Annotated in this window: 25 protein-coding genes and 1 pseudogene; 13 read left to right on the top strand and 13 right to left on the bottom strand. The window is 55.4% G+C overall.

Annotation, left to right across the window (positions count from 1 at the left end):
* Positions 1–50 precede the first annotated feature (50 nt).
* The gene (locus J2X43_RS14650) at positions 51–1,289 is read right to left on the bottom strand and encodes an extracellular solute-binding protein (protein ID WP_310295011.1); all 1,239 of its coding nucleotides are present in this window, start codon (positions 1,287–1,289) and stop codon (positions 51–53) included.
* Between the two features lie 435 nt (positions 1,290–1,724).
* Between J2X43_RS14650 and J2X43_RS14645 the strand changes: the two genes are divergently transcribed.
* Complete coding sequence (locus J2X43_RS14645; RefSeq protein WP_310295010.1) at positions 1,725–1,991, top strand: hypothetical protein; 267 nt, start codon at positions 1,725–1,727, stop codon at positions 1,989–1,991.
* Positions 1,992–2,301: 310 nt separating this feature from the next.
* Here J2X43_RS14645 and J2X43_RS14640 read toward each other — a convergent pair whose 3' ends face one another.
* The gene (locus J2X43_RS14640) at positions 2,302–3,237 is read right to left on the bottom strand and encodes an NmrA family NAD(P)-binding protein (RefSeq protein ID WP_310295008.1); all 936 of its coding nucleotides are present in this window, start codon (positions 3,235–3,237) and stop codon (positions 2,302–2,304) included.
* Between the two features lie 71 nt (positions 3,238–3,308).
* Here J2X43_RS14640 and J2X43_RS14635 point away from each other — a divergent pair, with 71 nt between their 5' ends.
* Entirely contained in the window at positions 3,309–4,145 is an 837-nt protein-coding gene (locus J2X43_RS14635; RefSeq protein WP_310295006.1) for a helix-turn-helix transcriptional regulator, read from the top strand.
* A 3-nt stretch (positions 4,146–4,148) separates the two neighbouring features.
* On the opposite strand, the gene J2X43_RS14630 is transcribed toward J2X43_RS14635, so the two are convergent.
* Positions 4,149–4,964, bottom strand: coding sequence for an AraC family transcriptional regulator (locus J2X43_RS14630; RefSeq protein ID WP_310295004.1), 816 nt, complete (start codon positions 4,962–4,964; stop codon positions 4,149–4,151).
* Between the two features lie 76 nt (positions 4,965–5,040).
* Between J2X43_RS14630 and J2X43_RS14625 the strand changes: the two genes are divergently transcribed.
* On the top strand, positions 5,041–6,072 hold the full coding sequence (locus J2X43_RS14625; protein WP_310295002.1) for an NAD-dependent epimerase/dehydratase family protein: 1,032 nt from the start codon (positions 5,041–5,043) through the stop codon (positions 6,070–6,072).
* Positions 6,073–6,292: 220 nt separating this feature from the next.
* On the opposite strand, the gene J2X43_RS14620 is transcribed toward J2X43_RS14625, so the two are convergent.
* Positions 6,293–7,375, bottom strand: a complete 1,083-nt coding sequence (locus J2X43_RS14620) for an alcohol dehydrogenase catalytic domain-containing protein (RefSeq protein WP_310295000.1) — start codon at positions 7,373–7,375, stop codon at positions 6,293–6,295.
* Between the two features lie 99 nt (positions 7,376–7,474).
* On the opposite strand from J2X43_RS14620, the gene J2X43_RS14615 reads away from it, so the two are divergent.
* A complete protein-coding gene (locus tag J2X43_RS14615; RefSeq protein ID WP_310294998.1) occupies positions 7,475–8,242 on the top strand; it encodes a helix-turn-helix transcriptional regulator in 768 nt (255 codons plus the stop codon).
* 298 nt (positions 8,243–8,540) lie between these two features.
* Here the strand turns inward: J2X43_RS14615 and J2X43_RS14610 are convergent, their stop codons facing one another.
* Positions 8,541–9,137 carry a TetR/AcrR family transcriptional regulator gene (locus J2X43_RS14610; RefSeq protein ID WP_310294997.1) on the bottom strand — a complete coding sequence of 199 codons (597 nt, stop codon included), beginning with the start codon at positions 9,135–9,137 and terminating at the stop codon, positions 8,541–8,543.
* Between the two features lie 87 nt (positions 9,138–9,224).
* Here J2X43_RS14610 and J2X43_RS14605 point away from each other — a divergent pair, with 87 nt between their 5' ends.
* Both J2X43_RS14605 and J2X43_RS31055 read left to right on the top strand, forming a co-directional pair.
* Positions 9,225–10,178: an alpha/beta hydrolase gene (locus J2X43_RS14605; protein ID WP_310294995.1), complete on the top strand. Its 954-nt coding sequence runs from the start codon at positions 9,225–9,227 to the stop codon at positions 10,176–10,178.
* 182 nt (positions 10,179–10,360) lie between these two features.
* Positions 10,361–10,751, top strand: a pseudogene (locus tag J2X43_RS31055) (transposase); the annotation flags it as partial.
* A 475-nt stretch (positions 10,752–11,226) separates the two neighbouring features.
* On the opposite strand, the gene J2X43_RS14595 reads toward J2X43_RS31055, so the two are convergent.
* A complete protein-coding gene (locus tag J2X43_RS14595) occupies positions 11,227–11,631 on the bottom strand; it encodes a hypothetical protein (protein ID WP_310294991.1) in 405 nt (134 codons plus the stop codon).
* An 87-nt stretch (positions 11,632–11,718) separates the two neighbouring features.
* Between J2X43_RS14595 and J2X43_RS14590 the strand changes: the two genes are divergently transcribed.
* Positions 11,719–12,255: a TetR/AcrR family transcriptional regulator gene (locus J2X43_RS14590; RefSeq protein ID WP_310294989.1), complete on the top strand. Its 537-nt coding sequence runs from the start codon at positions 11,719–11,721 to the stop codon at positions 12,253–12,255.
* Between the two features lie 9 nt (positions 12,256–12,264).
* Here J2X43_RS14590 and J2X43_RS14585 read toward each other — a convergent pair whose 3' ends face one another.
* On the bottom strand, positions 12,265–13,518 hold the full coding sequence (locus J2X43_RS14585) for an NAD(P)/FAD-dependent oxidoreductase (RefSeq protein WP_310295986.1): 1,254 nt from the start codon (positions 13,516–13,518) through the stop codon (positions 12,265–12,267).
* Between the two features lie 90 nt (positions 13,519–13,608).
* Here J2X43_RS14585 and J2X43_RS14580 point away from each other — a divergent pair, with 90 nt between their 5' ends.
* A complete protein-coding gene (locus J2X43_RS14580) occupies positions 13,609–15,150 on the top strand; it encodes a cation:proton antiporter (RefSeq protein WP_310294988.1) in 1,542 nt (513 codons plus the stop codon).
* Positions 15,151–15,344: 194 nt separating this feature from the next.
* Here J2X43_RS14580 and J2X43_RS14575 read toward each other — a convergent pair whose 3' ends face one another.
* From J2X43_RS14575 to J2X43_RS14565, 3 genes are all read right to left on the bottom strand, one after another.
* A complete protein-coding gene (locus J2X43_RS14575; RefSeq protein WP_310294986.1) occupies positions 15,345–16,373 on the bottom strand; it encodes an NAD-dependent epimerase/dehydratase family protein in 1,029 nt (342 codons plus the stop codon).
* A 27-nt stretch (positions 16,374–16,400) separates the two neighbouring features.
* Entirely contained in the window at positions 16,401–16,985 is a 585-nt protein-coding gene (locus tag J2X43_RS14570; protein ID WP_310294984.1) for a TetR/AcrR family transcriptional regulator, read from the bottom strand.
* A gap of 693 nt (positions 16,986–17,678) precedes the next feature.
* Positions 17,679–17,903: a hypothetical protein gene (locus tag J2X43_RS14565; RefSeq protein ID WP_310294982.1), complete on the bottom strand. Its 225-nt coding sequence runs from the start codon at positions 17,901–17,903 to the stop codon at positions 17,679–17,681.
* A gap of 257 nt (positions 17,904–18,160) precedes the next feature.
* Here J2X43_RS14565 and J2X43_RS14560 point away from each other — a divergent pair, with 257 nt between their 5' ends.
* A complete protein-coding gene (locus tag J2X43_RS14560) occupies positions 18,161–19,783 on the top strand; it encodes a Fic family protein (RefSeq protein ID WP_310294980.1) in 1,623 nt (540 codons plus the stop codon).
* Positions 19,784–20,004: 221 nt separating this feature from the next.
* Positions 20,005–21,270 carry an aspartate aminotransferase family protein gene (locus J2X43_RS14555; protein ID WP_310295984.1) on the top strand — a complete coding sequence of 422 codons (1,266 nt, stop codon included), beginning with the start codon at positions 20,005–20,007 and terminating at the stop codon, positions 21,268–21,270.
* A 107-nt stretch (positions 21,271–21,377) separates the two neighbouring features.
* Here J2X43_RS14555 and J2X43_RS14550 read toward each other — a convergent pair whose 3' ends face one another.
* From J2X43_RS14550 to J2X43_RS14540, 3 genes are all read right to left on the bottom strand, one after another.
* Positions 21,378–22,040 (bottom strand): HAD-IA family hydrolase, encoded by a 663-nt coding sequence (locus J2X43_RS14550; protein ID WP_310294978.1) that lies wholly within the window; start codon positions 22,038–22,040, stop codon positions 21,378–21,380.
* A gap of 485 nt (positions 22,041–22,525) precedes the next feature.
* Entirely contained in the window at positions 22,526–23,053 is a 528-nt protein-coding gene (locus tag J2X43_RS14545) for a GNAT family N-acetyltransferase (RefSeq protein ID WP_310294975.1), read from the bottom strand.
* The gene (locus tag J2X43_RS14540; protein ID WP_148194292.1) at positions 23,050–23,328 is read right to left on the bottom strand and encodes a DUF1778 domain-containing protein; all 279 of its coding nucleotides are present in this window, start codon (positions 23,326–23,328) and stop codon (positions 23,050–23,052) included. The genes J2X43_RS14545 and J2X43_RS14540 overlap by 4 nt, the downstream gene beginning before the upstream one ends.
* A gap of 236 nt (positions 23,329–23,564) precedes the next feature.
* Here J2X43_RS14540 and J2X43_RS14535 point away from each other — a divergent pair, with 236 nt between their 5' ends.
* The 3 genes from J2X43_RS14535 to J2X43_RS14525 all read left to right on the top strand — a co-directional run bounded on the left by J2X43_RS14535 (position 23,565) and on the right by J2X43_RS14525 (position 25,627).
* Positions 23,565–23,990: a hypothetical protein gene (locus J2X43_RS14535; protein ID WP_310294973.1), complete on the top strand. Its 426-nt coding sequence runs from the start codon at positions 23,565–23,567 to the stop codon at positions 23,988–23,990.
* A 937-nt stretch (positions 23,991–24,927) separates the two neighbouring features.
* Positions 24,928–25,356, top strand: coding sequence for a hypothetical protein (locus J2X43_RS14530; protein WP_310294971.1), 429 nt, complete (start codon positions 24,928–24,930; stop codon positions 25,354–25,356).
* Between the two features lie 10 nt (positions 25,357–25,366).
* Positions 25,367–25,627 (top strand): hypothetical protein, encoded by a 261-nt coding sequence (locus J2X43_RS14525; RefSeq protein WP_310294968.1) that lies wholly within the window; start codon positions 25,367–25,369, stop codon positions 25,625–25,627.
* Positions 25,628–25,750 lie beyond the last annotated feature (123 nt).

The following is a 25,750-nucleotide window of genomic DNA, read 5'->3' as shown; positions in this document are numbered from 1 at the left end:
AGTGAAGACGAGTGAGAGGCGGACGGCCAAGCCGCCCGCTTAAGTCAATTTCAAAGACCACTATCGTCGATTGCCGCTTTCAGGGCGTCTTCCGGTTTTTCCTGCCCGAGAAGCGATTGCTGAATTGCCTGCTGAAGAGAGATCGACAGCTGCTGGTACTCGGGTGTGGCTGGGCGCGGATACATGACAGCGAGCGCCTGCTTCGCAGCGGCGATGAGTTCCTCTTGGCCCTTGGTCACTGACGGATCATCATATGACGAACTCCAGATGGGGAGGCTGAGCCGGGCATAAGCATTCTGCGTCGACTGCGATGTCATGTAGGTGACGAACTTCCAGGCCTCGTCAGCATGCTTGCTGGAAGCGGTCACACCAAGCCCCATGGAGCCGTTCATTGCCGAAATCTTGCTGACACCGGCTACGCCGGGGGCTGGAACGACGCCGATCTTACCGGCGACCTTGCTTTCTTTGAGATCGTTGGCAAGGTTATACATGTATGTCCAGTTCAGCGCGAACGCAGCGTCACCATTCTGGAACACCTTTCGGACATCTTCCTCCAGGAACTCCTTCGAATTGGGATTGCTGACCCCGGAGGTGTAGCTCGACACCATATATTTAAGAGCCTCGAGCGCGCCGCCTTCATCAAAGGTAGGCTTTCCACGCTCCAGGAAAGTACCGCCATAGGCCGACACCAGTGTCGTGTAGTCGCAAATAGCCGCTTCCGCCTGCGCCCAACTCCAGGCGATCGGTGAATCTAGAAGGCCTTTTTCCTTGATTGTCTTCGCTTGGGCAGTCAGCTCATCCCACGTCTTTGGAGGCGCCTTGATGCCAGCCTTTTCGAGAATTTCTTTGTTGTAAAACAGATACTTGGTGTCAAGAATCCACGGCATACCGTAGAATTTGCCATTGTATTGGACCGTCGACCAAGCGCCTGGCAGAACCCCCTGCTTCATGTCATCAGTAATGCGAGACGAAACATCGAGAAGGATTTTGCTGTTGGCGTATTCCGCTGGCCAGATGACGTCGAAGAGGACGATATCATAGGTCCCGCCGGCCGCGCCCTGCGCGAGCAGCGTCTTGTCCCGAAGTCCTTCATAGGGCACGAATTCCAGATTGACGTGAATGTCAGGGTTTGCCTTGGTGAAAGCTTCCGCCATCGCGTGCACGTCTGCTTCGCTGTAGGCTGACTGCGCCATGAACAGCGCGGTCAAGTTTGTTTCCGCGGATGCATGGCTGGCAAATGCCACCGCGGCCAGAGCCGTTCCGATCAACAAATTCGGTTGAGTGCACATATTCTCCTCCAATTATGAACGTTTTCACAGATTCGGCAGAGGGATATCCGCCGATCGCATACAAACAACCTTGCAACCCGATAACGGGGTATTGTCGGCGACTTTACGGAACTCCTCTGCTCCGGCCATCTCTCTAACACGTTAATACAAGTTGTCAAGTTGATATGTATGCGAGTTAGCAGCGCTGCGATTTTGACGATTTGCTGCTTGTCCCCTTTGAGGACCTTTGATCGACGGAGCAGCGGGGCGAAGCCGAAGTCGTGAAGCGGACAACCGCTGTTTCTGGAGTGCTCGCTGCGTCACGTTCACTCAAGATCGTCAAAGCCGATCATCCCAAAGCAGTTGTCTTCATCGTCGACGAGGAAATCCGTCTGACGATAGGGAGGTCTTCCCGCAAGCAAGGTCGCCGCGGAAAAGGAACTGCGCGAAAGCGGGTTGAACTGGTCCATCAAGCAGACGGTCGATCGCGATTTACCTGAAGAGGTTCGGTTTTTGCAGGCGTTCGATACCTTTTCAGAGGGTCTTCAGCAGATCGTCGACATGCCAACGGCTCAAGCGGAACTTTTGCACAAGTTCCTCGTCCACAATGACGGGCGGCTGTCGCAAAAAGCACGCACGAAAGAGTTTGCTGGGTTCGAGGAAAGTGAGATCGAACGGATCGAATCGCTATACGCCAGCGCGTCCGCGCGAAACGAGACCTGATCATCCCCACCGCGCCGTTGTGCCTGATGATAGGAAATTTCGGTCAGGGTTTGATAGCACCGATTACTTCCTCACCGTTTATTTTCGCCGGCCTCTCAAGCGGCAATTTAGCCTCCTCTGGCGATGTCGGTGGATCGCTTGAACAGGTCTATTATTGCCCGGTTCATGTGAAATGCTTGGTCTCCACCAGAGGTTTTGGCTGTATCGCTCCGATCATCAATCACTATCGACCAGGTTCCGTTAAGCTCCCAAAACCTCATCGTTCTCGCTGGCTCGCCGACGCCCCCCTCACCGCAGCACCCTCGCGCCTCTAGCTCTGTGAGCACCACGACAGGAAGGTCTCTGATTTGGCACCGCCCGTCCGCGCTTGTTCAATCAGGGGCCTGAGGGTTTCGTTGACGAATTCTTCCATTGTCGTCGGCAGCGACGGACGATCGTTGCTGAACTTCACACGCCCATCGTTAAGAGCGGCCGATGTGTTCAAATCATAGACCCACCGATCAAGCGTTCCGAACCGCTCCCGAAATACCGTTTCGACTTTGTGATCGCGCATATCGACAAAGCGATAGCCTACATCGCGACCGAGCGCCCGGCCGACGATCTCAGCGATCTCGGGCATCGTGTAATCGATGCCGAGTTGCTTTACGGATCGGTGCCCGTCATTCAGGGTATCGAACTCTTTTGCCGCATTATCTGCAAGGTCCTGAATGGAAACCCAAGGCGCTTTGACATCTGGCGCAAGCGTAAAGCCGATACTGTCGTGTTGCGCGATCGCGTCGCTCCACCTGCCCAGATCCTCCATGAACCAGCCGCCCTGCAGGTGAACGAGCTTGATGCCTTGTAACCGGTTGAGAATTTGATCCAGGATGTGGAAGCCTTGGAAATGGCCCGTGTTTCCACTCAGTTCGGATCCCATTGCGGTGAGGCTCACGGCCAATTTCACGGGAGAATCACGAAGGGCGTCGAAGAACCGAAGTGCGACCTCGGGGTAATGCCCATGAAAGTCCTCCCCTGCCCAAAGTGTTTTGACCATCAAGAACGCGGCATCTGCATCTTCGAAGAACCTGCCAAGCTCGCCCTCACCCGTATCGAAGCTACCGAGGAACGGTTCTGCTCCTTTCGCGACGAGGGCATCGAGGGCCGGCCCTCCCCTCGAAAGAGCTTTGACAGAGTGGCCATTGGCCAAGAGGTTCTCGGTAAGTTTGGCACCGATCCTGCCGGTCGCGCCAACTACGGCAATACGCATGGCTTATCTCCTGAAGTTGCTGACAGGATCCTAAGGGATTGCGGAACGAGCAAAAGTGGAGATAATGCCATATGATCTCTAAATCAGGCCAACCTTCTAATAAACCACCCTGCGGTACGGCTATCGATCTGAGACTGTCGCATGGACCGGCGACGGCAGTTAGGGTGGACTTCGCCAACTATGAAGCAGAAGGGGTCAAGCACCAGCACCGGCAAGGTCAACTGATCCTGGCGCTCCATGGCGCGGTAACCTGCAGAGTGGAAAGTGGGGTCTGGATCGTGCCGCCAAACTGCGGCGTCTGGATACCCGGTGATGTCCCCCACGTTAATCAGGTCACGTCCAATGCTCGTCTGACATACCTGTTCGTCGAGCCCGGCGCAGCCATACTTCCGGCTGAATGCTGCACGCTTTCGATTTCGCCGATGCTTAGGGAGATGATACATCGGCTAGCGGACGTATCAGGGAGCGATGCGCGCGGCGGTCACATTGATCGGCTCGTGCGGGTCATGCTTGATGAGCTGGCACTGATGCCGCGCGAAAGGCTGGAGCTACCTGTCTCTGATCATCCGAAGATCGCCTTAATCACTGCGTCTCTTCTGGCAAACCCGAGCGACCGCCGCACCCTTGGTCAATGGGCTGAGCATGTCGCGGTAAGTGAGCGATCATTGAAGAGGCTTGTCGTTCAGGAGACCGGATTGAGCTTCGGCCGATGGCGGCGTCAGCTACAGCTGGTTGTCGCACTGCGGGAACTTGCTGGTGGTGCGACAGTCCAGCGGGTAGCAGGCGACTTAGGGTACGAATCCACGACCGCCTTCATCGTTATGTTTAAGAAGGTGCTTGGGACCACGCCATCGCGCTACTTCGCCCACCGTCTTTTGAGCGCCGAGCATGTGCACGACGTCTCGTGACATTCAGCGTGATTTCCTGATGACGCGAGGCGTGCTGCCCGTTTCCCGTCTCATCCATTGGGTGAGGTGAGACTGGTTTGCAAATCCCGTCATTTCGGCAACCTCGCTTATGCTCAGGGCAGTTTCCAGAAGCATCTCGCGGGCCCTTTCAGTTCGCCGCCGGAGCACAAAGCGATGCACACTCGAACCAGTCGCTGCCTTGAACCATGTCCGAAGGTGTGAGCTACTGACTGCCGCCACCTTGCTGAGGGTGTCGAGAGAGAGCTGGGCGTCCATGTGCTCTTCAATGTAATCTAGGACCCGCTTTAATTGTCTATCCGAAAGCCGGCCTGCTTTATAGTTGGGCGGACGATCCAGCGACAGCAAGCGACTTGTCATCGCCATAGCGATTCCGTCGATAAACAACCGTTCGCTGGGAAATCCCGAGCGACGGTCCATCTCAAGAATGCTTACTAATTGAACAATGCGATGGTCACGAAGAAGGTGGCGGGCTTTGAGGGTTTGCTTCTCTACGATGTCTCCACGCGCTTCCTCAATCATCCACGATGGAATGCTGACCATCAAAGCGTTGAAATCAGACTCCGCTTCGTATCCGCCTACCTCACCAGCAGGCACGACATCAATGTCATTCACCCGCCTGACGAAGTGTCTGCCGATCTCTTTGCAATAAGTACGGGTCGACGCGCTTCGATGCAAAATGATGGAGAGGCGGTCGGTACTCTCCACAATGAAGGGACCTGCTGGAGCCTCGAGTGCTAATAAGGTTACGCCGCCCAACGTTCTCAGCAAAGTCGACGGCTGATCGAAAGTACTCTTCATTCCGCCCTCCAAAGATAACAAGAGTTGAAGTCAAATGGCTATCGATCTTTGTGTCGTCAATGCGTTGTAGAAGGTATTGAAAGGCAAAACGCTTCGTTGGCTTGATAGGGGGTTCGTCCTATCTGAACTTTGGCATTTTCTGATAAATTTCTGGCACATCCTGCAAGATCGCATCCTGTCGACCAATTATCGTCGCGACATCGAAACAAGGAACATGTCGATGACGAAATACATAGTTGTGGGTGCCGGTCCGGTCGGAACGGAAACAGCGCGGCTTCTTGCAGTGGCCGGGCATGATGTCGTGCTTACAAGCCGAAGCGTCCAGCCGTCTACCATCGCAAATGTCAAGGCCATGCAGGTTGACGCCACCGATGCGATTGCTCTTGCAAGTGTCAGCAAAGGAGCTGATACAATCTTTATGTGCGCGATGGCGCCCTACCATCGCTGGTCTACGGATTACTTTCCAATCGTGGACGGGGTGACGAAAGCGGCGGAGACAGTTGGCGCTAAACTGGTGATTGCTGGCAATTGCTATTGCTACGGGGAGAACGTAACTGGTCCCGTGCGTTGGGACACTCCACTTGATCCAACAACGCGTAAGGGTACGGTTCGCACCATCATGTGGCAACGTGCTCTTCGCTCCGAAGTGCCGGCGATCGAAGTGCGATCCGGGGATTACCTTGGACATGACGTCATCGCGACCTTTACCCTCCTTGTGCTTCCTAACTTGCTGGCCGGAAAGCCTGTCAGGTTTCTGGGGGATATCGACGCTACCCACGCCTGGGCGTATACAAAGGATGTTGCGCGGACCCTCGCCGCCGCCTCGGATTACCGTGGAGAGTGGAACAGGGCGTTTCACGCTCCAGCGCAACATGCCACTCCCAGGGAGGTAATACAAAAGGCAGCCTCGATGCTCGGTAAACCCGTGCCCGAAATAGACGCGTACGCGACAACACAACTGGCCGAACACGGGATGCAGGAATTTGTGGAGATGGCATATCTTTTCGACAGACCTCAGCTTATCGACTCGTCGGACGCCGAAAATGAGCTTGGAATTCATGCGCAAAGTCTCGAAGTGATGATTGCCGATACCATCAGGGCCGCCTGAGAATTCAGGCGCTACAGCAAAAAAGACACCGAGCAATGGCGCTGGACTGCGCCATTGCTTTTTTGGCAGTTTGTCCGACGGAATTCGCGGAGATCATCGATATCGCTGTCTGGGGCTAGCCCTATCGGTGGCTTGCTGACACGCAGGCTCACGGCGGTGAAGAGCGGATAGTCCAAATCGTATGACGAACCATGGTGCCGGACGCGTCACACGAGGATCGTCACTTGATCTTTAGGGCCGTGAGCTTGAAAGGACCGGCATTCGACGCTGCATGTGCGACCGCCTCATTTACGTCCTGCGGAGAAAACTCAGTGACAGCGAACTGCTCAAGGTCCAAAAGTCCTGAATGGACCAACCGCACCATTCCAGTCACAGCAGCTGAATCGTACATCCATTGTCCATGAATAGAGATGTTATTGCGCATGATCCATGGATATGGAAGCGCGAGGTCGTCACCTCCGAGCATGCCAACCCCGCCCATAAGGACCGCGCGGCCATAGGGCCGGACGGCCATGATCGCCGCACGGGCAACAGCAGCTTCGACAGAAGGCGGTAGGAAATCCAGAACTGCGTCAATGGGCCATGCCACAGATTTCTTTATCGTATCTGTGTCGCGCTCGGAGTCCCCAGTCAGTTTTACAGGCACTAAGCGATTCCCGAATCTACCTTTTAAATCATCAAGAACTGCTTGGTTCCGCCCGGCCGCAATCACCGAGCGGGCACCCATTGCGAGCGCGGTGATGATTGTCGCGCTGCCAAAGTTGCCGGTAGCACCGCTGACCAGAAGACACTCTCCTGCTTGCAGGTTCATCTTAAGAAGTCCACCATAGGCAATAAGCAAGGTGTTGAGCGCGCACCATTGCGATGCGTTTGCAGGATCGATCTGGCCGATAGCTACCGCATTTTCAGTGGGGACCCGAACCTGTTCGCCGAAAGTGCCATCGCGGAAATAACGCTGCAGCATCTGTCCACCTTCGCCTCTCGCACTCCATCCTTGAAGAGTGATATCCGGCATGAGGGCGTCATCTCTAGAGCGAACTGTCGGATCGCAGAACACCCAATCACCAACCTTCAGTTTCGTCGCATCAGGGCCAACTTCGCGAACCTTACCAATCGCCCCGCAGCCTGGAATGACCGGGGTTGGAATGAGGTAGCGGCGGGCGCCGCTGAACACTTCATTTGCGTACGATAAAATCGGCGCAGAATGAACATCGACCAAAACCTCACCCGTTCCAATGGCTGGCGGCGTAACGTCTTGCCAAGCAAGCGGGGCTCCTAATTTTGTCAGCACTGCAGCTTTCATATAATTTCTCCTTGTCTGCCCGTGCACCATGATCCATAAAAAGTCCTTGAACAGAGATGGTACGATACTAGTATCACCTGGCACCACCCTGGAGGGACCATGATGGTCAACCACGAGCTTGCTGAGTTCCTCAAGTCTCGGAGGCAGCGGCTAGCCCCTGAAGCGGACATAGCTGCCCATAGACGGAGACGTGTCGTAGGATTACGCCGCGAAGAAGTGGCGCAACGCGCCGATATCAGTGTCGAGTGGTACGTTAAGCTGGAACAGGGCCGGGTCGTTTTGCCCTCAGAAGCTACCGTACTGGCCCTATCAAAGGCGCTTGAACTCAGCGACGTTGAAGAACGTCACCTTCGCCGTCTGGTGGGCCGCGAGGATCGCCCCGCTCATATAATCGAGCGTGTGCCAGATGGACTTGTTCGGGTAATCGAAAGGCTGGCCGACCCGGCCTACCTGACGGGAAGACGATGGGACCTTCTCGCTTGGAATAACGCTGCTTCCCGACTATTCGGCTTCGATACACTACCCGCTGCTCAGCAAAACATTCTTCTTTTCGTCATCACCAATCCTCTGTCTAAAAAGCTATTTGGCAGGACTTGGGCCAGTGAGGCCAAGCGCGTAGTCTCCATGTTTCGGGCTGACTACGACATCTGGGCAGGTGACCCATCATTTATAGAGCTGATTGAGAAATGCCACGCAGGGTGCGGGCAATTTGGAGACTGGTGGTCCTCACATGACATCGGTGCGCCAGTGTCGGGCATTAAGTATCTCTGCCATTCCACCGATGGAGATCACCGCTACGCATATTCATCGTTCCAAGCAAATGACGATCCAGCTCTGAAGCTGGCTTTATATTCAAAGCAGGATTGAACTAAGTGAGCACCACCGACAAGCAGATCCAGGTGCTGTAAATATGAACCCCAAACCTACTGACTTTTGTGGCTTGCAACGGTTAAAACCGATACAGCACAACCCAACCGATTATCATCTATCGGAAGATCGACCATGCGTCAGTTAAATCGAGCAAATGTTGGGATTTTCGCGACACGACCAAAGTCCAATGGCGTCTAAACTGCCATCCCCGGCAATAGCCAAACCCGTCCGGCTTCGGAGAAGCAATAGAAAGAAAGCTGCCATTGCTTTGGCATCTTTGCAATCGTTCCCGTGGTCATTTTGTACAAAGGTTCTTTCCAGCTACTGGCCAAACTCGAGAAATGAACCTTCGGAAGCGGGCTATGGGTTCTCCCGAGCGTTCGACTTTCATTCGCAGTAGGGTCCCGTGCCAGGCGGCAAGTATCCCGCCTGCCAGATCCTCAGCCGTCTCCTTTTCGAAAGCCTCTCCGAGCGCCTCTGCGTAATATGCTGTGTGCCGCGTCATGATCTCAGCCAGCCTTCGCCGAAGGACTTCAGAATGCGCGGAGACCTCGCTTGCCATGTCCGGGATCAGACAACCCACTTTCCAATCAGGCGTACGTACAAGTTGCTCTATCTCATCTACATAGGTCACTATCCGATCAAAGGGATTGCGCGTCTTGTCCTGCAACGTGCGTTCCATGATCGCTTCTAATTGAAGTACATAGTGAGCAAGAACCTCGGAACCGAAGTCCTCTTTCGAGCGGAAATGATTGGTGAATGAACCCTGCGGCAGACCGGCCGCGGTGGCTACCTCACGTACGCCGGTCGCCGTGTAGCCTTGTGCATGGAAAAGTGCCGTGCCTCTTTCGATGAGGATCGTCCGCTGCGGCGAACTGGTCTTTCTCTTCATAATACACTCGTATTGACACATGCGCTCTATGAACATAGCCTGTCAACAATACAGTCGTATTGAGTTTTAATCAAGGAGCGTGTGATAGTGTTGGAAGCTCTAAAGCATCGCATCATCAACGCCAACGGGACGTCGCTGCATGTCGTGGATCAGGGAAATGGTCCGCTGGTGCTGTTCTGTCACGGGTTTCCAGCGACCTGGCGAAGCTGGAAAGACGCAATGGGGGCTGTTGCTCACGCAGGCTATCGAGCTGCGGCTTTCGACATGCGCGGTTACGGTGACAGCGACGCGCCTGACGATGCCAATGACTACACACCGTTTCACACGGTCGGGGACGTCATTGCAATTCTTGACAGCTTCGGAGTGCAACAAGCTGTGCTTGTTGGCCATGACTTCGGTGCAAGCACCGCCTGGAATGCTGCCATGATGCGACCGGACAGGATCTCCGCGGTTTTTGGGGTCACCGTTCCATTCTTGCAGCCAGGCGGCCCAAGCTTCCTTGAGACGCTACGTTCCGCAGACAAGACCAATTTCTACATGTTCGATCAGATGAAGCCGGAGACCGATCGGAAGTGGGCGAATGCGGCGGAAACTATCCCATCGAATTACTATTGGACCTCCGGAGAGCCGCCTGAGAGTGAGCGCTGGGACCCCTTTGATCCGGTCAGAAACCTCCTGCGCCGGGTTTCCGAGTGGCCGATGACAATAGATCCTGCCTATTTTCATGAAGTGATCCCCGTCTTCCAGCGCACCGGTTTTCACGGTCCACTGAACTATTACAGATGCATCGACACATTTTGGAAGATTGTAAGGCGCGCCTATTCCGGCTACGCTGTCCAACAACCTTCGTTTTTCCTGACAGGCCAAAGGGATGGACTGAACTCCGTGACAAAGCCGACCGAAGTCGGCCTTCGAGCAAGCCTGCCGGGGCTTCGCGGCTTTGTAGAGATGGAGAACGTTGGGCATTGGCCGCAGCTTGAGGAGCCTGTGGGATTCAACGCAATACTTGTAGATTTTCTTTTATCGTTACCAGCAGCTTAGGCGCAGCGCGGACACGCTGTCGCAAAAACCCTAGATAGCGCGACGTGCAGGTTATGCCGCATAAGTCGGCCAATAGATTGGGTGCCTGCTTCCGCTTTCGGTCGATTGTGTTAAAAAACGTTGGTTTTGCTTACTGGTCAAATTGCTGGTTCACTTCAAATAGCGAATGTGGAGCGAAGCACATGCTGGGACCGAAGCAAGGCTATCAAACCGCGTTGGTTTATGGGTTCTCACATGAAGGCCCCATCCCCGCAGATCGCACGCTTCGCTCCATAGAGCATTTTGTCGATCTGTCGGAGGTCCGTCGAGAACCAGCGAATTCCCTATAGCCACACGGGGCGGCCGTCGGTCGATCCGGACCTGATGATGCGCATGCTTCTCGTCGGTTATTGCTTTGGCATCCGTTCCCAACGCCGCCTATGTGACGAGGTGCATCTGAACCTGGCTTATCGCGGCTTCTGTCGGCTTGGTTTTGACGGTCGTGTGGTGTCCTGTTGCATGGATGAAGGTTTTATCGGCGGCGGGGGCTCTGCCTTTGATGGCAGTCCCATTAAGGCAGATGCCAATCGCCAGAGCGTATAGAAGGAACCACCTAGACGGTGCCGGAGAAAGCCAATCGTGCGGTCAAGGTATATGTGGCAGCGCTTGATGACGTGGCCTTCGGCTAAGCGACCACTGGCACGCCGAAATCGTTTCACCTGCTGATCCGGCAGCGCGGTGGGCTGCGGCAAATGGGGGCTTGCCCTTTTTTGCTTATACCGCCAAGCGCACAAGCGGAATTATCCGCAAGCTAACGGGTGCGTGACGGCAGTGTTTGTGACAGACTATCAGCTTGTGAACGAGGGGATACTCTTGTTTAGATCGATCACGCAGAAACCTCCGTTCAGCGGAAGTTTCTCTCGTCGTGACAATCTTCTTCAGAGTGCTATTCAAAACAATCCCGGGCAGTGAACTCAAGGACCGCAACATAGCAGTTTGGCTACAGATCGCACTCTTGGAGCGCCTTTTGGCGAACGTGCAAGTGTCGTAATCTGCTAAGTTGACCATGTCAGGGCTTTGTTGCAATAAACTGCCAGTCGGATAGCGCAGCAATTCGATGGGGCTCCGCCCGCGTGCAATAATCTTGAGTTGCGACGATCGATCGCAGATCAGCGAAGCTCTGGTAGCGTACAATGACGAGGTCGTCCCACAGCTTACGCGCTGCCGGGAGAAGCGTTGCGAGGTGGCGCCCGGCATAGATCAGCTCTGCTGTGACACCGAGATCGGCGGCGATCTCACGGAAGGCGCCGGCATAGCCTTCATAGTAAGCGGCGCGACCGGTGACTTTTCGATCCTCAAAATCAGCCGGATAGACGGGAGGGTCTCTGAAGGACAAGAGATTCACCATTACAACTGGTCCGTCTCCAATCGAGGCTTGTGCCTTGGCGAAAGTCGTCTGTAGATCTTCATGCATATTGCCCTGTCCTTATGACAATTTTCGTCAATATGTCAATAATTGACATATTTTGTAAGAATGTCAACATGCGGCATGAACGTGAAAATGAGCAAAACAGGACAAGTTCTCCAGGCGGCTGAAACCGTATTTTTGCGTTACGGTTTTGCCCGAACAACCATGGGAGACATCGCAAAAGCCGGTGGCGTGTCTCGCCCCGCGCTCTATCTTTTGTTTGAAGATAAAGAGGCCATTTTCAGCGGCGTCATCGAACAAATGGACAAGCGGTCTCTTGCAAGCATCAAAACCGCGATTTCCGATATTGATACGGCGGATGAAAGGCTGCGTTACGCTTGTATCGCATGGGGGGCGCACGGGATCGAACTTGCGGAGGCCTTCACCGATGCCTCTGATCTCTTCGATTTGCGTTTTCCTGCGGTGCAAGCAGTTTACCAACGGTTTCAGACCTTGGTCGTGGAAATCTTAAGCCCAATAGCGTGGAATTTGCCGGTCTCACGCCAAGACTATGCCCTCACCCTAACATATGGAATGCGCGGGCTTCTTTCCGCTGCAAGGGATGCAAACCATATGAGGAGCCTGATCGAGATCCATGTCAGGATCTATTGCGCGTCGATCATGTCGTAAATGCGGTCTTCACACGCAATGGCCCTCCCTAGGGGTCCTAACGGAGAGCACTTCGCCGGCGGCGCGCACACCGCTTTCCCATGCACCATGCGCGGTCGAAAAATCATCAAGGTGAGTCGCTTCGCCAGCAAAGAATAACCGCCCGGCGATGGGCCGTGCAAGCAGTTCTCGTGCATGTGCCTGGCGCGGAAGCGCATGGCTATAGGAGCCATGAATCCAGTCCATGGAACACCAGTTTGTGGCGATGAGCGGCCTTAGATGGGGCCGGATACGATTTCCGATCAGGGATGCCAGTTCATCTATCGCGAATGCGAAAGCATCCATCACACCGGCCTTTTCAATGCGAACGGCGCCGATCCCTCCATAAAAGCCCTCAATGATCGGCCTTCCCAGAGGCCGGATGTAATAGCTTCCAGTCGATGCACAGTATGGATTGCCGAGCAAATGGGTTTCGGGTTCAAGCCCGTGATCGCCGCATAATTCCAGAAACAACTTGTCGGCAAGTCCAAGTGGAAGTTGGCCTGCAGCGAAGAGATGCTCATCGACAATGGGATCGAACGCGATGCAACCACGTGCCAGAGCATTTGTGGAAACAGTCAGAATTGCTGCATCTGCAGACAATCTACCTCGATTTGTCTCGAGATGCACCCCGTTTGAGACCAAAGAGACGCGTCGGACAGGTGTCGAAAGACGTATTCTCGCGGTCTCCGGAATGCAGCTGGCAATGAGGCGCCCATAACCTTCCCTCACCCTCCAGTTGTCCTCGGTTGCGGCATTGTCGTACGCCAGAAAGTCCCGAACTGAGAGACGTTCGAGCTGTGCACCATTGAGATATCCGCTAAGTGCCTGGCAATAGGAGTTCCACCTGTCTCCGTCCTTGAGGACATCGGATGCCCGGTCTGTCATCGATGGCTGATGCCTCAACCGCTGTTGAAAGCCATCCCACGCAGACTTCGCGGAGGATTGTTCGTCTTTTGAAAATCTGAGGTCACGCCACTGGCTTTGCCACGCACTCTCCCCGCGCTCAATCGTCAATCCGCATTTGAGACCAACAGCCACAAGCGGATTTCGCTGTGCGGAATGCAGCCAGCCGCAGCCCATATCGAGCGGCATTTCGCGAAGGTCAACCGTCCAAGCACGACCGCCGACACGATCACTGGCTTCCAAAATAATCACGGTGAGTCCCGCATTTACAAGTTCGCGAGCAGCAGCGATCCCTGCGGCACCGGCGCCGATAATTGCGACGTCATAATCTGATGTCATCTTCTCGTCCCGCACATCTGCGTGCAGAATATGATTTAAGACGGAACCCTTTTTCTTCAATGAGCGCTCCTAGCCTGTGAGACTTTCACGATGACCTTCTTCGAGACCATCATCGCCCTGCTGGCCATCGCCGTTGTCCTGCTGCAGATCACAAGACGACTGAGCTTGCCTTATCCGGGAATTTTAGCTGCAGCGGGAGTCGCGGTTGCGCTGCTGTCAGGCGCCCCGACGATTCCAATAGATCCGCCGACGGCGCTCGCTCTCTTCATTGCGCCAATCCTGATCGACTCGGCCTATGATTTTCCGGTCGGTTCGGCCCGCCGAATGGTCCTTCCACTGATCTTCTACGCCATCTTCGCCGTCCTAGTGACGACCTGCGTAGTAACGTCGGTCGGTGTCGCCCTGACTGGTCTACCGCTTGCCGCGGCATTCACCTTGGGCGCTATCGTTGCCCCGCCCGATGCCGCCGCCGCCACCGCCGTTTTGTCCAGTCTGCCCGTTGGTCGGCGGGTCGATACTCTCCTGAAGGGAGAGAGCCTGTTTAACGACGCCACTGCCTTGCTGCTTTTCGGTGCAGCTTTAACCGTGCAGGCACAGGGAGGGCTCAACGGCACAATCGCCATTCAGCTCGGCCTGGCAGCACCCGGCGGCATAGCCTTCGGCATCGCCTTCGGCTTTCTGATCTCAAGACTACGACCGCTGACGGAGAATACGGTTGGCGGCACACTTCTGCAGTTTGTTTACGCCTTTTCCACCTGGCTCATCGCGGAGCACTTGCACCTCTCTGCGGTTCTGGCAACGGTTGCGAGCGCCATGACAATTGCTGCACTGGAGAAGATGGAAAGCTCACCACGAATGAGGGTACACTCGTTTGCGGTCTGGACAACCGTCGTCTTTCTCCTCAATGTCGTCGCCTTCCTCCTGATGGGCCTGCAGGCGCGAAGCATTCTAGAGGCAATGCCATCCGCCCGACTGATGCGAGCGGCATATTTCGCCTTCGCCGTCGTACTCGCGGTGATCGTGAGCCGAATTGTTCTTGCCTTCTTGCTCCATGCCATCGTGAATCTTCTTTATCGGCACGGCAAGGTCTCGGCTAATTACTCCACCGCCGAAACCTTCTTGGTAGGCTGGTCCGGCATGCGAGGGCTGGTAACGCTCGCTACCGCCTTTGCACTGCCGGCCGACTTTCCGGAGCGTGATTTGCTGGTGCTGACGGCGTTTGCCGTAGTTATCGCGACTCTTGTCATTCAGGGTGCAACCTTGGCACCGATCATTCACCTTATGAAGCTCGACAGACGAAGGGAGGCGCGCGAAGAGCTTGACGCGGCGCGCCGTTCGCTTGCGGAAGCGGCAGTTCAACGTCTTCTCCGGGAAACTGGCCCTGAGGCGCAGGCTGTCCGGGAGATTTACCAGGAATACCGGTCCGGAGTTCCGGACATCACGGCAAGCTCACCCGTGATGCGCCGACGTGAGGTGATTATGACTGCCATCATTGCGCAACGGGAGCGTCTGTCCGATCTACACCAACGGGATGAGATCGGGCCGACGCAGTTTCTCGAACTGCAGGAAGACTTGGACTGGAAACAGCTTTCTATTGACTCGGAGGAAGACCGGCGCATCACCGAAGCGTGAAGCGCCGACGCCGATAAACGGATGAGGGTTGGTCGGCATGCCGAACCATCGCCCCCCCCACATCTTCGGGCTTGACAAGGAAACCGGTGAGTGTGGTTCCGATCCGGCAGCGTGCACTTGATTGGTCAAATCATACTTTTTGCAACAGGATGAAATGAGACGGTCAGGCCGGTTGGCGCAGTGCCCTTGATAGATCATAAACGATGGCCTGAGCGAAGTTCGTTCATGCCCTCATCCATTGAAACCACAGGTGAATAGCCCAGTTCTCGCCGAGCTTTGTCGATGCTGAACGACACTTCAACAGCGGACGTTGCGTAGACCTGCATTGTCAGTGGCGGCACGACCCGCCCCCCCGATATTTTTCCAAGAAATTCGCCGAATGTCGTGATGGTGCGGACGGCAAAACGCGGTACAGTCTTCTCAGGGACATCAAGCCCTTGTGTCCCAATCAGAGCGGAGACGATGGTGCGGAACGTCACGGGCTCCCCGTCTGAGATGAAATACACCTGTCCGCCGCGGCCCCGGCTGAGGGCGAGCTCGACGGCATGACAGAGGTTGGCGATATGTGTCGTTGATGTCAGGTAGCTTCCACCTCCGATCCAGGCGAACTTTCCAGAACGTACCGCTTCCAAAAGGCTTGGCAATGCCGTTGTGTCGTCACGGCCCCAGACAAATCTCGGGCGCAACGCCACGACGCAAAAATCGGGACTGTCGTAGGCCAGCGCGATGCGCTCGGCCGCTGCCTTGGTGCGCGAATAGCTGCCTGCTGGCTTAATCGGCAGAGGCATGGACTCGTCCACATTGAAAAGCGGCTTGCCCGCTGCGAGTACGGATTCCGTACTGATATGAATGACCTTGCGGATACTAACGGCACGAGCGGCGTTGAGAATGGCACGCGTCCCATCCTCATTTACATGTCGCTGCTTTTCGCTCGCAGGTCCATGGTCGGTGTCAGCGGCCGCATGAACCAGCGCATCGCAGCCGGATATTCCCGCGGTAAGATCGGAACTGAAAAGATCACCCTTGAACGGGACCGCGCCCAGCGCCCGAACGATATCAGCTGAAGCGTCGCTCCGAGCCAAGGCGATGACCATCGCTCCGCGGGCGACAAAATGGCGGATCAGGTTCCGGCCGACATAGCCGCTACCGCCAGTGACGAAGATGCGTGGAAACGAGACGTATGTATCCAAGACCGCGGCCGGTGCGGCAATGCTGTTTGTCATATTATTCACCTGATGAGACTGAGAGTGTTAGCTCGTCTTGACCTCAGGGAGGTCAATTTCCTCCGGCTGGGCCGCTACAAGCCAGTGGATTTCGCGAAGGAGCCTGTTGCGGTCTTCGCGTGGGAATTGATGGAAGTCGAGGTGTTCGAGGAATTTCAACCCTTCGAGCGCCAGGTAGGCAAGAAGCGCCCCTCGCGGTGACGGCGAGGTTTCCTCGATATGGGCGATCGTGCGGGCCTGGGTTTTCTGCATCTTTGAACGCAACTCCTCGTTGAGTGCAAGAGCGGCGCTGAGGTTCAAAGCGACCGCCTTGAACTCCTCCGGTGGCGGGGCGGAGGCGGCAAGGATTCGGCCCTTGATCGCCCGGTCCTTAGGGATATCGATCAGTTTCTCGATCCCTGCATGAAAGGCAGCGTCGCGTTCGAAAGCGCGTTCAACGACGGCTTCAATCAGCGCCTGCTTGGACTTGTGATCGTAAAGAACGCTCGCCTTGGTGACGCGCGCCTCTTTCGCTACGGCGTCGATCGTGAGGTTAGCCGCGCCCTCGCGTCCAACGACACGTTCCGCCGCATCGAGGATGGCCTGCTGGTCTATAACCCGTTTCCTACCCATGATCCTTGCCCTGATTATTTCCATCCGGATGGTTATAAATAATTTCGTACAGTCATGTCAATGCGCCAACGGCTATCGCAATCCTGAACAACGGCTGTTTCTCGCCATACCTTTGGGCAGCAGGCGGGTGTGGATATGGCTCGCCACAAACGTTAGAGCACTGCCTCGTTGATTTTGCTTGCGTTTTCGGGACCGTCGCCAGTATCTGGCGACAGCACCTGGATACGGGGAACTGGAACTTAACAGTGTTGGTCTCGCGCTGCTCAATGCGATGATCGCGGCGTTTCCTTGCAAGTGATCCAAATGTTTGTTGTGGAGGAATGCTGAGCTGGCGTGCACCAAGTCGGCGAATCTGCGTTTCGTTGCGATAGGCCAATGGCAAACTCCTCCGCTCAGACCCTCTGCAAGATATTTAGGTACTGATCAGGAACAAGGGCGAGATCGTTTGGGACGCAGTAGAGGTATCTGCCGGTTTCGGCCTTGACGTGCCTGTTCACCCAATTCTGGCCTTCCCCCGTGATCGCCAACAAGAATTTGAATTTTGTCAGCTGTTGCTGGGGAGTTTATCAGATAATTGATCGAGGGCACACGCTGGCGTCCGACGCCTTCACCGGAGCAGCAGAAAATGCAAACAGCTATAGCGAGAAAGAAAAATTGATTGAGCCAGCTCATAGGTGGGCACTCAGCTTCACTTTACTGATTTTTGCCAATGATGCTGTCGGCGGCAAGATGCTCGAAACCTGGGAGGTGTGCGCTATCCATCCAATCGAGCAAAATCAAGGTCTGCGAAAGGGCCTCCATTGGATCGCCTGTGAGGTCACAGAAGACCGCCAGTTCTAACCAGAACGGCCAGCCGCTCCTCAGATCGCGAATACGAAGTGCGGGCTGCGGGCCGTTTCCGTTGTCGATTTCGTCCATGTCGCCGATCCTGTAAGAAGCAAGCTGATCAGCGTGTAGGGGGCGTCCGAAAGATCGGCAACTAAGATCGGCAATTTTTATCGATTATGCGTCCTAAGCATATGTTTTTAAATCGCAATCCCGTATCGAAAGATCGGCAATTTTAACGGTTAGTCGGTAATTTCAACATCGGCAACGAAGATCGGCAATTTTCTTGTTTTTTTCGACTTAAGCCACTAAATATTATGGTGTTTTAGACACACAAAGATCGGCAATAAATGGCAGAAGAAGTACCGACACGGATTGAGCCCGCATTTTTCGAAGAAAGCATTCCCTCTGCGATCTCTGACCTCGTCGTTGAGATTCAGGCGGAAGCAGGAAAGCTCGGTCGGGACCTTCATGCTGACGCAGCATTCGAGCTGTCCGATCTCGTTAGAGTGATGAACTGCTACTACTCTAACTTGATCGAGGGTCACAATACTCGCCCGAAGGACATTGAGCGGGCGTTGGCAGGTGCCGAGATCGAAGAAGCAACTCGACCTCTCGTACTAGAAGCAAAGGCCCATGTCATCGTTCAGCGCGAGATCGACAGCCTGAGCCGTGACGGTGCTCTGCCCTCGCCGACCTCGTCTGAATTTATTGCCTGGGTACACCAGCGTTTTTACGAGGAGATGCCGAAAGAGTTTCGTTTCGTCGAAGGGCGAGATGGCCCAAAGGTCGAGATCATTCCAGGCGCGTTCAGATCGAAGAGTGAGGACGATGTTTCCGTTGGTCGCCACCATCCGCCTGCTTCGCAATATGTCCAAGCGTTCATGGACTATTTTTCCAAACGCTATGCTGCCGCACAGACCAGTGCAACGAACAGAATTATCTCGATAGCCGCAGCACATCACCGTCTAAACTTTATTCATCCCTTCACGGACGGGAACGGCCGTGTGAGTCGGCTGATGTCGCATGCCATGGCTCAGGAGGCAGGTGTCGGCGGTCAAGGGCTTTGGTCGATTTCGCGTGGGTTGGCCCGTGGCCTAAAGGACAAGGGTGAATACAAGCGGCTTATGGACCACGCCGACCAGACGCGCATGAACGACCTCGACGGTCGCGGGAACCTGTCACAGCGAGCACTGCAAGATTACTGCGAATGGTTTTTGGGGGTCGCCCTAGACCAGCTGAGGTTTTCGATGGTTGTCTTTTCGTTTGATACGCTCGAAGGTCGTTATCGCAAGCTCGTCGAAAACGTCATAGACGACAAGCGAGCGCCAGACGTAATCTCGGCCGTCTTGAAGCACGGCTCGATAGATCGTGGTGAAATCGGCTTTATCACCAAGACATCTGACCGCACTGCACGCAACACTCTGAAGGAACTGCTGGACCACGGGTTCCTGAAATCGGCCTCACCAAAGACCCCTGTTCGCATAGCCTTCCCCCTCGACTATCGAGAGCGGCTTTTCCCGAACCTTTTCACAGATGGTGAGATAGCTGCACCGGAGCCCCGCGTGCCATCGTTCCTTACTATGAAGCGTACGGAAGAAGTGGCCAAACGGTCATACTTCGCACCCCGTGTGGACGAGGCGGAAGAGTTTGCTAAGCGGGTGACCGGGCTCGCTGCTTTGAAAAAGTCGCTCGGCCCGCGAGCTGCCCTTGCGAGGTTTGCTTCGGTGGAACTTGCCAAGAACGAGCCCTCGGCAATCGATTGGCAGGCTATTGAAGACAGCGTGATTTCAGAGGCGATTGGGGAGCATGGCGTATCCCGAGCTGTCGTCATTGAAGACCTCTGGCAACACAGTCCCGGTGCCGTGTCGCAAGAGCAGAGAGAGACCATCGCAAAGCGGGTCGCGGATGCTGCACCCGAATTAGCGAGGAAGCATATGAAAAGCGTTATGGAAAAGAAGCCGAAGCGGTGATCACTTCCCAACGTAATCAGCGCAACGGGGCAACCGGCACCTCAGGTTGACCTCTTCGATGGATACGCAAGCTTGCCCCAGGCACGGTTTTGAAAATCTGTTTGCTTGTTGGTGGCGTCTTGTCTTCAGGCGAGGTAGTTGATGAGGGTGCCGACGATTGCGCCTCCTCAGTCAACTGACCTGCGTCAGTCGCCGTCTTCGCCACACCGATAAAGTTCTAGATACGACTGACGCGATACGGGCCAAGCTTCGAGAGCATCATCGTCGAGCGCGCGAGCGGAAGCTATGTGCATGACGCCGACGACCGCCCCATATTGGACTTCACGTCGGGGCAGATGAGCGCCCTTCTCGGTCATACCCATCCGGACATCGTAGCGACCGTCGATCGCCAGATGCGCTCGGTCGCGCATCTCTTCAGCGGCATGCTCTCGCGTCCGGTAGTGGAACTGGCGTCACGCCTTGCGGCGCTCGCGCCAGGGCTCGACCGTGTGCAGTTGCTGACGACGGGAGCCGAATCCAACGAGGCTGCCATTCGCATGGCCAAACTTGTGACTGGCGGACATGAAGTGATCGCCTTTGCGCAGAGTTGGCATGGCATGACGGGCGCCGCGGCCGCCGCGACCTATAGCGCCGGTCGTCGCGGATACGGGCCGACGGCTGCAGGGTCTCTCGTGATACCTGCCCCAAACTCTTATCGTCCTCGATTCGCAAAGTCGGATGGCACCAACGATTGGCAAACCGAGCTGGATGATGCGTTCGCGCTGATCGACAATCAGTCGACCGGAAGTCTTGCCGCGTTCATTGCCGAACCAATTCTGTCGAGCGGTGGAATTCTTGAACTTCCGGCGGGTTATCTGGCTGCGCTCAAGCGAAAATGCGAGGAGCGAGGCATGCTTCTCATTCTGGATGAAGCCCAAACCGGCGTGGGCAGAACCGGGCACATGTTCGCGTTTCAAAGGGATGGTGTCACTCCTGATATCCTGACCCTTTCGAAAACATTGGGTGCCGGCTTGCCGCTGGCTGCGGTGATGACGAGCGAGGCGATCGAGCAGAAGGCTTTCGAGAAGGGATATCTGTTCTACACCACGCACGTCTCCGATCCGCTTCTCGCCGCAGTCGGCGTCGCGGTCCTGGATGTCGTCGAACGAGAAGGCCACGTTGCTGCCGCAATCGAGCGTGGGGCGAGGTTGCGGGCCGGACTTGTGTCTCTTCAACAGGGATTTGAATGCGTTGGCGATGTGCGCGGTCGCGGCCTTCTGATGGGTCTGGAGATCGTAGCGGATCGGCAGACGAAAGCCCCGGGATTCGCTCTCGGTGCCAAGATCATGGAGGAGGCGATGCGGCGCGGGCTGAGCATGAATATCGTCAAACTGCCCGGAATGGGCGGCGTTTTTCGTATCGCGCCGCCCCTAACAGTCTCGAACGAGGAAATTGACCGTGGCATCGAGATCATGTCCGATTCGATCCAGGCTGCCTCCGCAGCCTGACCGATCTATCTGGAGATCGTTTGCCCTCTACGGTACGGGATCTCGAGTGCGCACTCATGGCAGCGGCCTTGAAAAGATCGACCAAGCATGGGACCGCGGATGAATGGTTAAGCGTTCATGAGATGCAGCTTGTGGTTATCTGTTAGGTGAACCGCGAGGTTGCGAAAGTCTTTAATGGACGCATGTTTGGTCACGAGAGGCGGTTCATGGACCGCATCAATCAAAAGAACCTTGGCACCGGCCGCTTCGCCAGCTTTTGCACCGGGTATCGTGTCTTCAAATACAAGGCATTTCTCTGGATCAGTCCCGATCTTCCTGGCGCCAAGCAGGTAGCTTTCGGGGTCCGGTTTTCCAGCTTTAACTTCATCCGCGGTCACGATGAATCGCGGAACCGGCAACCGAGCGGCTTCCAGCCGCCTGAGGACCAGTTTCTTCGACGAGGACGTCACCAAAGCCCATCGCTCAGCTGGCAGCCTTTCCAGAAAAACTCGCGCTCCGGGGATTTCGACCACATCCCCAACGTCATCTGCTTCTTCTGCTTCTATCAATTTCGCTTCAAGCTCTGGATCTACGCCCGGCAGATTCAAGCGCCTAAGTGTATCAATCGATCGCGAACCGTGCATCTTCGGCAGAAACTCATCGACATCCAAGCCGTGTTCGGCGGCCCATCTTCCCCACACTCTGTCCGCCGATGCCTTTGAGTTGACGATCGTGCCGTCCATATCGAAGAGGAAGGCTGAGAAGGTTTCTGCAAAGACGGAGGAGGACATAATTGACCCTTTCTATCAACGAATGCTGGAGGAAGGCGCCGCTGCCGTTTGAGTTACGTGCATGGCGACGAAGACGTCCTCACGGATCCTGGGAAAACGCTTAAGAGCAACTTTGTTCCCCTATCACAAACAAGCGGAACTTGGATCCCACCTCTCAAAATCCCGGTCGCACAGCCAGGTGCATCGCCGTCTGGGCGCCTTGAAAAGACTCGAACCGCCGACCACATCGATTACCGACAGGATCGCGCCGAATTTCCGTGTAACGGCAGCTACTTGTTCTCGCGAACAGCTGATATGTGCCGATCGCAGACCGGCGGCGTCGACAAGTTCGCGCGTGGATGGGATCACACCAGCGACCATGCTCCAGTCTGGATCGAATTGGACGACGCATAGTATATCTCAAGGAGATAGATGCGGTCACTTCCAGGCGCACCACCCTTAGCGATGTCCGATGGCGAAACATAGAAGTGACGGTATCCTGGGGATTAAAGAAGACCTTTAGCCCGCAAATCGGCCGCGAAAGTGATGAGCGGCATCACGAGAGTTAGGGGCCTGTCCTTCAGCGGCTCGGCGCCAAAGGAGGCGTACCAATTGGCGGCGCGCTCGCCTTTGGCATCGATGATCAGTAGAAGTCCCCCGCCCTCTCCTGCAAGTCGGAGGCAGCGGAGCGCTGCGACGGCTAGGAGTTGGCCGCCCAGTCCCTGCCCGGCAACCGCGCGGTCGGTAGCCAGTCGTGCAAGCTTGAAGCCCGGCACGTCATGGCGGGCAAGACCGCGTGTCATTGCATCAGGCACAGTTGCACGCTCGACTGCCGAAGGCGCGATTGTATAGAACCCAAGAATGCGGTCGGATGCTGTATCATCGATAGCACAGAAGGTCTTTGAGGCGTTCTGCTCATGGCTTTGTCGGGCAAAGCGGAGCAGAAACTCGTTCATCTTAGCGTCGCCGCAATCGAACTCCCCCCGACGGTGAGACTTGGCAATCGGTTCCTCATGCCATGAAGGTAAAGTCATAGGCTGTCAGGCAAACCGGCGATTGCCGCGCGCAGCTTGGCGTTGGGTTTGGGCGGATTTTCCAGAAGCTCAAGAATGCGAAGATGATCGCGCTTTGACACTCTGATCGTTTCCGCTTCCTCGATGATAGCTTCTGCTTCTCTCAGTGCGGATTGGGTTACGAAATTCGTCAGATCGGTATTACGAAGTGCTGCGGCGCGCAGGAGCTTAGCCTTGGCCGTGGCAGGTACCCTCAAACTCATACGCTCACTATTCTCGTTCGCTATGCTCGGCATGTCGGCCTCCATCTATCAATGCAATATAGGCAAAATTCCTCTCGGCGTCAATTACGTGTGTCTTCAAGGCGCACAGGTCAGATGCCAGGGCTTCCATATTTTCACCGCTTGCCTCAGGGCTTGGCGGCAATTCAAGCGGCTCTGAAACTCTTTGAGCCAAACAACGCGCTCGTGCCGCAATAGTAGAACGAATCGCCCAGGAATTGTAACAATTTGCCAACTACACATGGCCGCACATGCTGCTGCTCGGGGCTGGCGCGTCGATCTCGTCGCGCATACAGTCTGCCTCGTCGTGCATCTGGCAGTGCAAGCGCTCGATCGAGCCATCCGGGATGGAGCAGAATTTTGGCGAGCTCTCGCTCGGCATTGTGCAACGACGCATTCAAGACTGGCTCGATACGCAGCTCAGCTTTCCATGCTCCGGCGATAAGGGCGAGTATGGCTTCTACATCGGCCGCTGCTATCCGCGCGTCGAGGATCGCCGCTCGTTCTTCCAGCGCCATATCCAGGTCGCGAAGCTAAGCAGCGGCTACCGCATAGCAGCGCGCCTCGCGAAGAATAATCTGTTCCGTCTGGTCTGGACCACGAATTTCAACGGCCTCATGGCACGGGCGCTTGCGGAGACGCCGGTCACGCCGGTGGAAATCGGTCGATGCCAATAACCGAATCGTGCGTACAAACCGCACCGGCGAACTCAGCTGCGTCGCGCTGCATGGTGGGCGATTGATATGGAATGCTAATCAAATTCTAAGATCGATATATTATCCTGATTGATCACAGGCATATCACGGAGCGGGAGCCCATCCACTCTATTAGGTTCAGCGCTACGCAGTTATCTCAAAAGTCTGAGGCTGGTGTGAGCTTCCGCCGCTATTCCACACGGTGGCACGACTTTCCATATGAGGCCGCTGCGGAAGTGCTCATTCGACCAGACGGCCGAATCTCCAAAGTGCTTTACAGGTATCTGGACGGGTGGTGGCTGCTCCCGACCGTTTTCAGCTACTCTGCGCCTTGAAAAGTCGCCGGCCTTGTTAAACGCAGTGACATCGCAACGTGCTAGCTGCAGGAGCAATCGTGTCTTCGCCGGATATGATCAAGTTGGCACTCTTGTTGTGGATCAACTTTGGAATGGCCTACATCGCCGCCATCATAGCGAGCTTCTTCGCCCTTCCATCCACATCTGGAATGATGGCATGGCGCATCTTTGATCCCAGCCTCCCTTTCGTCCAGCGCACCTACCGCGCTTTAGCGAAAACAGCAATCTTGCTTCTAATGCAGATGGAACTTGGGAAGCCATATTTCTCAAGGCAAGGAGAAGGACCCTATGGGCCCCAGCCATCAAAGTCTCGTCGTAAGGTGTATAGGAGCCAAAACGTCTTTTCTCATGGCTTTCATACACCATCCTTGTGAGTTCGTTCTTGGTCTTCTGCATCATCCTCATCGGGCTCCTGCGAGGGTAACGAACGGCCGTCTTTCCGAACTTATTGCAATGCTGGAAGTGCCGTTCACACGCCTCGGATGTATTAACGATATCTTTGAATGCAATTTGACGTCGCAGCGATTTGTGCGATGGTGGCCGCGGGCAACTGAGGGGTTTCCGTGAACATCACCAATCTAGCACGATGCTTTGGCGCCGTGGCGATCTCGCTTGCGCTGGCAAGCTGCACAACGACACAAGCTGATTTCAGCAAAAAGCCGTCTGCCGTCAGCAAGGCGGCGCTTTGCAAAACGGCGATTGAGACGAAGGATTCAGCGTTTCAGTTCCAGCTGGTTTCAGAACTAAATCGCCGCGGCATCAACATGCTCGAATGTGAGCAGATGGTAGCCCAGCAGAGACAGGCTGCCGCAGCCTTGGTAGCTGTCGCCCTTGTGGGAACGGCCGTAGCCGTCTGCGCAAATAACAATTGCGGAGGTGGATACTATCCGTCGAGTTATTACCAAGGCAACTGCCGCTACGACTGGCAATACGACGCCGCCGGCAACCGCTGCGGTCGACGGAGTGCTTGGTCCCGGCCAGGTGGATATTAAGGAGCCTGACATGAAGATTACGACATGGCTCGCCCTTTCTCTTTCACTTACCGCCTTTTCGGCATCTGCGCAGACTTTCGGCGGCAATGACTGCACTGATGATTGCTCAGGACATAAAGCCGGCTACGAATGGGCGCTAGAGAACAACCTCACCAACGAAAGTGACTGCTCGGGAAACTCGTCCTCTTTCGAGGAGGGCTGCAGGACTTTCGTCGAGGATCCGTCCAGAGGCGCCGGCTACAACGATGATGGCGACGAGATCGAAGAGTAGGTAGCTTCAACTGAACGCGACTTGCTAGCTTCTCCACGGGCCTTGGCCCGGACGCTCCGATAACCGCGAGCTCGCCCAAAGCCGCCGGCACCATTTACATCAGATATTGATTTCAATAGGTGT

This window comes from Rhizobium sp. BE258, from assembly GCF_031457345.1.
In the GTDB taxonomy this organism is placed as follows: domain Bacteria; phylum Pseudomonadota; class Alphaproteobacteria; order Rhizobiales; family Rhizobiaceae; genus Rhizobium.
This window is presented reverse-complemented; position numbering and strand designations above follow the sequence as displayed.